Origin of the sequence: Lentzea aerocolonigenes (assembly GCF_000955955.1) — a bacterium.
GTDB lineage: Bacteria > Actinomycetota > Actinomycetes > Mycobacteriales > Pseudonocardiaceae > Lentzea > Lentzea aerocolonigenes_A.
Map to the genome: position 1 here is coordinate 1 of NZ_JYJG01000585.1, position 6,173 is coordinate 6,173.

The following is a 6,173-nucleotide window of genomic DNA, read 5'->3' on the forward strand; positions in this document are numbered from 1 at the left end:
GAAGCGGCGATGACCGGCACCGGCCCGTGTGACACCAGGGCAAGGTCACTCCAGCACCGAGAAGGTGGTCAACCACCACCGCCCATCCCGATGCTCAGCCCGAGCCGCAACAGCCAACGCCCTCGCCTCCCTCCGCACCGTCACCGAAATCTCGGCCACCAACCGCGACGGATGACAAATCCGAGGCGCCCGAACCATCCGGGTGGTCCGAACCCGGACCAAAGCCGACAACCGGGCCACCACCGCGGGCACGGCAACCGACCGCAACACCCGAGCCGGCCGCCGCCCGTCCAGCACCTCCAAAACGACCCAGATCAACCGGGCGGCATCCAGATCCGGCGGCGGAACCTCGGGCGGCGGAACCCACACCGGCCGAGGTCGAGGCCGCGGAATGGACTCCAGCCCGCGAGCCACTCCGACCGGAGGCTCGTACGCGGGCAATCGACGAACAACTGGGGGCATGCCGAACCAGGCGACCCACCGGCGGCATCAGGACACGAACCACACGAAAGTGGGTACCGTCCTCAGGTGCTCAAAGCCCTGGTCCTCGACTACGGCGGCGTCCTCACCGACCCAGGCGAGGACAACGCGGCCGAACCCCCGCTCCTCACGGCGCTGCGCAAGGCCAAGCAACGTGGCCTCAAAACCGCCCTGCTCTCCAACGCCGACGGCTGGTGGCACCCACCCACCGCGTGGCAGGGCCTGTTCGACGCCACGATCATCTCCGGCGAGGTCGGCCTGGCGAAGCCGCAACACGAGATCTACCTGCTCACCGCCGAGCAGCTGAACCTGGAACCGAGCGAGTGCGTCTTCGTCGACGACCTCGCGATCAACGTCAGGGGCGCGGCGGAAGCGGGCATGGTCGGCGTCCACCATCGGTCGACCGAGTCCACCCTCGAGGAGCTGGAAGTCCTGCTAGCGATCGCACTCCGCGATTGACCATTCACCCCGCAGCGTAATTGCCCGTCATTCCGTGAAGCCACTACGTTCGATTGGGCAAGTAGTCGAATGCATAGGGGCGGAAAATGCGAAGAATTGTCGCTTGTGTTGCAGCAGCAATTGCAGCCACGGCAATTGCAGTACCCGCGCAGGCGCAGGGGCCGCGCGATTGTTATGACGAGTACCAGCGCAACGGGCGCAGCGTCGAGGTCTTCTGCGACTACGGCGGCCCCGGCCGGTTCCAGGCCGTCGCGCACTGTTCCAACGGGCTGGGGTTCTACTGGGACCAGTTCGGCACCGTCGGCCGGGTCAGGGGCGAGTCGTCGTTCGCGGAGTGCACGTCACTGCTCGGCAACCCGCAGATCAACGACTATCACGTCCGCTGGCTCTGAGCCCGGCGCACCAGTTCGAAGCAGAGCACGGCGGCCGCTGAGGCCACGTTCAGCGATTCCACACCCGCTGCCATCGGAATCGAGATCCACGACGTGATGTGCGGGCGGACGTCGTCGGTGATTCCGGAGGTTTCGCTGCCGAGCACGAAAGCAGCGCGGCCGCCGAAGGAAGCGGAATAAAGCGTGTCGGAGGCGTGGGAATCCAGCGCGTAAAGCGGGAAACCGGACGCGCGCAACAAAGCCGAGGCCTCCGCCGCGGTGCCGCAGCGCAGCACGGGCGCGCGGAAAGCCACCCCGGCGGAGGCCTTGACCACCAGGGGATCGATCGAGGCGACGCCTCGGCGCGGGACGACGATGCCGTCGATTCCGGCGGCGGTCGCGGTGCGCAGGATCATGCCGACGTTCGCGGGCGTGGTGATGCCGTCCAGCACCAGCACCGACCGCAACGAGCCCGACTCCAGAGCCAGGTCCAGCGGCTTCATGCGCGGCGCGACCACGTCGGCGAGCACGCCCTGGTCCTGCTTTCCGTTGCCCGCCAGCACCTTGACGCGCTGGGCGGTCGCCCGCTGCACCGCGACGCCACGGGAACGGGCCGCGTCGAGGATCTCGCGCGCCGCCGGGCCGCGGGCCGTGTCGGCGAGCACCACCTTGTCCACCGACAGCGCCGGGTCGTCCAGCGCCTCCAGCACTGGCTTGCGGCCATAAACGGTGACAAAGCGGTCCTTGGGCGAGATCTCCACGGAGAAGAGGGTGACAGAAGCGAGCACGGCAGGCTCAAACGGGTGAAGAGCGCGACTAGAGCCGTTCGGCCCTTGTGCTTTGGATCATATGAATGATGATCGTCACATGACGGCAGGTATGCGCAGCGTCGCGCAACGTCAACATCTCGCGAGCGGCCAGGACTCGGACGTGTTCATCCGGTCCGACGGCTTGCTCGTCAAGCGCACGCGCACGGGCCGTGACCTGCGACGCGAGGCCGAGATGATGTCGTACTTGAGCGGCCACGGCATCCCCGTCCCGCGCGTGTACGAGGCGACAGAAGAAGAGCTCGTCATGCAGTACGTGCCCGGCCCGCGGATGTCCGAGGAGATCGGCCGCAAGCCGTGGCTCGCCGGCGGCCTGGGCAAGGACCTCGCCGACCTGCACCACCGCTTGGACGCGATCCAAGCCCCCGACTTCCTCAGCGGCGAGGGCAACCTCCTGCACCTCGACCTGCACCCCGGCAACGTCGTCCTCGGCCCGGAAGGTCCCGTGGTCCTGGACTGGGCATCGGCCACGAAAGGCGACCGCAGGCTCGACGTCGCGCTGAGCTGGGTCTCGCTCGCCGTCGCCCGCCTCGCGCCGGTCAAGAAGCTCACGCGCTGGCGGTTCCTCAAGTCGTTCATGGCCAACGTCGACCCGAAGGCGATCGACGCGATCCCGGAAGCCGCGCGCATCCGGCTCGAACGCCACGACCGCGACCCGATCGAACGTGCCGCACTTGAGAAGTTGATGGATCGAAAACGCCACTAGGCTGGGCGGTATGCCGGACCGACTGTCAGCGCTGGACGCCTCGTTCCTGTACCTGGAGGACTCCACGACGCCGATGCACGTCGGCGGCGTCGCGATCTTCCGACGGCCCAAGGCGGGATTCGACTACGACAAGCTCGTCGACCTGATCGAGCAGCGCCTGAGCCTCGTGCCGCGCTACCGGCAGAAGGTCGTGCACGTGCCGGGCCGCATCGCGCGCCCGGTCTGGGTCGACGACCCGGACTTCGACGTCACGTACCACGTGCGCAGGTCAGCGCTGCCCAAGCCGGGCAACGAGACCCAGCTGAACGACCTGATCGCGCGCCTGATGTCGCGCCCGCTCGACCACTCCCGCCCGCTGTGGGAGATCTACCTGGTCGAGGGCCTCGACAAGAACCAGACCGCGGTCATCACCAAGACCCACCAGGCCATGATCGACGGCATCGCGTCGCTGGAGATCGGCCAGGTCATGCTGGACGTGTCGCCGACGCCGCGCACCAACGTCGAGAACCTCTGGATGCCGCAGCCAGAGCCCAGCGCGCTGCAACTCGTGGCCGACGCGGTCACCGACATCGTGCACAGCCCCGGCGAGCTCGTGGAGAACGTCCGCAGCGCCGCCCTGGACACCGTCGCCACCGTCGAGAAGGTGTTCAACGCCTTCGGTGCCGTGGCCGCCGCCGTCCGCACGGCAGCGACACCGGCGCCCGGCACCCCGCTGAACGTCCGCATCACCTCGCCGCAGCGCCGTTTCGCCGTCGCGCGCGCCCAGCTCGACGACCTGCGAGCCATCCGCAAGACGCACGGCGGCACCGTCAACGACGTGGTGCTCGCGGCGTTGTCCGGTGCGCTGCGCAACTGGCTGCTCAGCCGCGGCGAGAACGTCACCGGCAGCACCACGATCCGTGCGATGGCGCCTCTCAGCGTCAGGGAGGCCGACCCGGACTCGGGCAACAACGTGTCGGCGTACCTCGTGGACCTCCCGGTCGGCGAACCGAACCCGGTCGTGCGCCTGCACCACGTCTCGCACGCGATGCGCGCGCACAAGGAGTCCGGTCAGTCCGTGGCCGCCGACGCGCTGGTGAAGGTCTCCGGCTTCGCACCGCCGACGCTGCACGCACTGGGCGCGCGGGCGGCTTCGTCGTTCTCGCGCCGGTTGTTCAACGTGATTGTCACGAATGTTCCCGGCCCTCAGGTGCCGTTGTACGCCGCGGGCGCGAGAATGACCGAGATCTTCCCGGTCGTCCCGCTCGCCAAGAACCAGGCGCTGGCCATCGGGGTGACGTCGTACGACGGCGGTGTTTACTTCGGGCTGAACGGCGACCGCGACGCCATGTCCGATGTGGACGTTCTCGCGACCATGGTCGAGGAGTCGGTGGAGGAACTGATGGGGACGGCGAGCGCATGAGGGTCTACATCCCGGCGACGGTGTCGATGCTGCGCACGTTCGTCGACAGCGGCGAACTCACTCCGATCGGCGGCACCGCTTTCGCGCTGACGCCGGCACTGCGCGAGTCCTACGCGGCGGGCGACACGGAGGAGCTGGAGTACGCCGCGATGCTGGACGCCGCGCGGGCTTCGCTGCGGCTGCTGGCAGGCGACGAGAAGGCGGAACCACGCCGCGCGGTGGTCGCCGTCGACATGGACGACGTGACGCTGCGCCCCGATCTGGACTACTCGGTGGTGAAGGTCGTGGGCTCGGCCACGATGAAGGACGTCGCCTCCGTGCACCTCGACACCGCCGAGGCCGAGGACGACGTGCGCGCGGCCGCCGACGTGGTGGACGCGGCGGACCTGGGCGATCCGGACGCCGAGTTCACCCTGGGCAGCGCGGAGGACCACGAGCTCGCCTGGTACGCGCCGCAGGAGCTCCCGTTCGTGCTGGAGCTGATGTGAGCGACTTCAACGCGAAGATCATCGAGGAGTTCCGGGCGAACGAAGGCCGCGTCGGCGGCCCCTTCGCCGGAGCCCCGATCGTGCTGGTCCACCACCGCGGCCGCAGGACCGGCAAGGAAAGCGTCGCGCCGATGATGTACCTGCCGCACGAGACGGACGCCGACGTCATCTACGTCTTCGCGTCCAAGGGCGGTGCGCCGGAGAACCCGGCCTGGTACTACAACCTCACCGCGGCCGGTCAGGGCACCGTCGAACGCGGTACCGAGACCTACGCCGTCAGCGTTCGTGAGCTCACCGGCAGCGAGCGTGATCAGCGCTACGACCAGCAGGCCGGCCTGTACTCCGGTTTCGCCGACTACGCGAAGAAGACCGCCGGCATCCGCACCATCCCGGTGCTGGAGCTCACCCGCGCCTAGCCCGATGGGCGCGCACCACACACACGGGCCCGGCCGGGTTCCCCCAATTTCAAGACTAGCTTGAGTTTTAACCTCTGAGAGACTGGGCCAGACCCTGGTTGATCATGAGTGAAGCCCTTGGTTGATCATTCTTCTTGTCTAGGGAAGAAGATCGTCACCAAGGGCTTCAGTTGATCAGTGTGCACGATGCCGGTTCTGCCGGTGCGACCGGGGAGTTGTCCGGGTTGCGACAGGAGTTCTACCGGTGCCTGACGCGGCGTGCGGACGCGTTGTTCGAGCTGACCGACGCCGTACTTGTGCGCTGACGGACCGGTCCGCTCGGTCGCGGAGCTCTCCCTCGCCGGGGAGCATCGCCGCGGGCATGGCAGTGGCTATGCCGCGCTGGCCCGGGGCGGGGTCGACTTCGGCCGGTTACGCACCGCTCTGGCCGCGGTGTCGCTGCCACGTGCGGCGGATGGGCGGCTGGTGCTGGCGGTGGACGTCACCTGCTGGCTGCGACCGGAAGCGCACACGTGCCGCAGCGGGTCCTGTGTCATACCTATGGCCGGGGCAAGGACCAGCACATCATGGTGCCGGGCTGGCCCTACTCGATCGTCGTGGCCCTGGAAACAGGGCGTCATTCGTGGACCGCGCCGCTGGATGCGGTCCGGCTCGCACCGGAGACGACGCCGCGAGCGTGACCGCCCGGCAGCTCCGCGATGTCGTGGTCCGGCTGATCGCCTCCGGGCACTGGTCACCAGGCGATCCAGAGATCCTGCTGGTCGCGGACGCTGGCTACGACGGACCCCGGCTCGCGCACGTGCTGGCCGATCTCCCGGTCCTCGTGCTGGTGCGGGTCCCGAAACCCTCACGGCCAGGCCCAGGACGCCCCACGGGGCTGCCCAACCACCAGCCCGCGACACGCCATGACGTCCACACCGCTACCAGCACCAACAAACAGCAACCCAAGCGCGGCAAGAAGATCAAGTCGAGCAACCCGCGACCCCGCCGAACCGGTTAAAACTCAAGCTAGTAGTACTTCGTT

General features: G+C 68.1%; 9 protein-coding genes and 2 pseudogenes. 9 read left to right on the top strand and 2 right to left on the bottom strand.

Going from position 1 to position 6,173, the window contains the following annotated elements; translation table 11 throughout:
- Positions 1–45 precede the first annotated feature (45 nt).
- A complete protein-coding gene (locus tag UK23_RS55235) occupies positions 46–462 on the bottom strand; it encodes an Rv3235 family protein (protein WP_419503941.1) in 417 nt (138 codons plus the stop codon).
- A 66-nt stretch (positions 463–528) separates the two neighbouring features.
- Here UK23_RS55235 and UK23_RS54445 point away from each other — a divergent pair, with 66 nt between their 5' ends.
- Complete coding sequence (locus tag UK23_RS54445; protein WP_045318473.1) at positions 529–939, top strand: HAD-IA family hydrolase; 411 nt, start codon at positions 529–531, stop codon at positions 937–939.
- Between the two features lie 86 nt (positions 940–1,025).
- On the top strand, positions 1,026–1,331 hold the full coding sequence (locus UK23_RS47555; RefSeq protein ID WP_045318474.1) for a hypothetical protein: 306 nt from the start codon (positions 1,026–1,028) through the stop codon (positions 1,329–1,331).
- Here the strand turns inward: UK23_RS47555 and UK23_RS47560 are convergent.
- Complete coding sequence (locus UK23_RS47560) at positions 1,313–2,071, bottom strand: TrmH family RNA methyltransferase (protein ID WP_045318480.1); 759 nt, start codon at positions 2,069–2,071, stop codon at positions 1,313–1,315. The two genes, UK23_RS47555 and UK23_RS47560, sit on opposite strands and share 19 nt — an antisense overlap.
- A gap of 106 nt (positions 2,072–2,177) precedes the next feature.
- On the opposite strand from UK23_RS47560, the gene UK23_RS47565 reads away from it, so the two are divergent.
- From UK23_RS47565 to UK23_RS54455, 7 genes and pseudogenes are all read left to right on the top strand, one after another.
- A complete protein-coding gene (locus UK23_RS47565) occupies positions 2,178–2,843 on the top strand; it encodes a phosphotransferase (RefSeq protein ID WP_045318475.1) in 666 nt (221 codons plus the stop codon).
- A 10-nt stretch (positions 2,844–2,853) separates the two neighbouring features.
- Positions 2,854–4,245 carry a WS/DGAT/MGAT family O-acyltransferase gene (locus UK23_RS47570; protein WP_045318476.1) on the top strand — a complete coding sequence of 464 codons (1,392 nt, stop codon included), beginning with the start codon at positions 2,854–2,856 and terminating at the stop codon, positions 4,243–4,245.
- The gene (locus tag UK23_RS47575; RefSeq protein ID WP_045318477.1) at positions 4,242–4,733 is read left to right on the top strand and encodes a DUF6912 family protein; all 492 of its coding nucleotides are present in this window, start codon (positions 4,242–4,244) and stop codon (positions 4,731–4,733) included. Before UK23_RS47570 ends, UK23_RS47575 begins: the two co-directional genes overlap by 4 nt.
- Positions 4,730–5,149, top strand: a complete 420-nt coding sequence (locus UK23_RS47580) for a nitroreductase family deazaflavin-dependent oxidoreductase (protein ID WP_045318478.1) — start codon at positions 4,730–4,732, stop codon at positions 5,147–5,149. Before UK23_RS47575 ends, UK23_RS47580 begins: the two co-directional genes overlap by 4 nt.
- A 170-nt stretch (positions 5,150–5,319) precedes the next feature.
- Positions 5,320–5,454: a hypothetical protein gene (locus UK23_RS54760; protein WP_269112350.1), complete on the top strand. Its 135-nt coding sequence runs from the start codon at positions 5,320–5,322 to the stop codon at positions 5,452–5,454.
- A pseudogene (locus UK23_RS54450) lies at positions 5,444–5,593 on the top strand (transposase); the annotation flags it as partial. The gene UK23_RS54760 and the pseudogene UK23_RS54450, both read left to right, overlap by 11 nt.
- Before the next feature lie 122 nt (positions 5,594–5,715).
- Positions 5,716–6,149, top strand: a pseudogene (locus tag UK23_RS54455) (transposase).
- The last annotated feature ends 24 nt before the right edge of the window (positions 6,150–6,173 follow it).

Excerpts from the sequence above, each read along its gene's own strand:
- UK23_RS55235 (WP_419503941.1), bottom strand. The coding sequence starts at position 462 with ATGCCCCCAGTTGTTCGTCGATTGCCCGCGTACGAGCCTCCGGTCGGA.
- UK23_RS47555 (WP_045318474.1), top strand. The coding sequence starts at position 1,026 with ATGCGAAGAATTGTCGCTTGTGTTGCAGCAGCAATTGCAGCCACGGCA.
- UK23_RS47565 (WP_045318475.1), top strand. The coding sequence starts at position 2,178 with ATGACGGCAGGTATGCGCAGCGTCGCGCAACGTCAACATCTCGCGAGC.
- UK23_RS47570 (WP_045318476.1), top strand. The coding sequence starts at position 2,854 with ATGCCGGACCGACTGTCAGCGCTGGACGCCTCGTTCCTGTACCTGGAG.
- UK23_RS47575 (WP_045318477.1), top strand. The coding sequence starts at position 4,242 with ATGAGGGTCTACATCCCGGCGACGGTGTCGATGCTGCGCACGTTCGTC.